Source organism: Gluconobacter sp. Gdi, assembly GCF_014132155.1.
Lineage (GTDB): Bacteria > Pseudomonadota > Alphaproteobacteria > Acetobacterales > Acetobacteraceae > Gluconobacter.
Map to the genome: position 1 here is coordinate 1 of NZ_BLJQ01000059.1, position 565 is coordinate 565.

At 59.8% G+C, this 565-nt stretch carries 1 pseudogene; it reads left to right on the plus strand.

Annotated elements, in window-relative coordinates:
- Nucleotides 1-565: pseudogene (locus JN414_RS16440) on the plus strand (phage tail protein); the annotation flags it as partial.

A 565-nucleotide genomic window follows, 5' to 3' on the forward strand; every position in this document is an offset into this window, starting at 1 on the left:
CGGGATGGATGCGCAGATCCTGATCGACAAGGGCAATATCATTGCCCAGCAGATGATCGATGCCCAGACCACGAAACTGGCACAGGCGGATCAGGTCGTTCAGGCACGTTACCTCACGGCCACCGGAGATGATCAGGGCGCGGCTCTGCTGAACCAGCAGGTATCGGCCGCGCAGGAGGTCCAGCAGCTGAAGGACAGCTGGCAGGCTTATCTGGGCGACAGTTACGCCCAGAACGAAACCTATCAGCAGCAGATGACGGATCTGGAAAAGACCCAGCAGGCCGAACGCCTCAAGATCCAGCAGCAATACACGGATCAGGCGGCCTCTTCGGTCTCGTCGGTCATCTCCAGCCTGACCAGCTATACGCAGGGTCTGGCGTTCTCGGACGCGTCCCCCCTGTCGGCGCAGGATCAGTATGCCGCGGCCAATGACAACTTCACCACGGACCTTGCTGCGGCAAAGTCGGGTGATTTTACGGCCCTGCAGAACCTTCAGGGCTATGCCTCGACCCTTCTGTCCACCAGCCAGACCTGGAACGGATCGGGTCAGGGTTATGTCACCGAT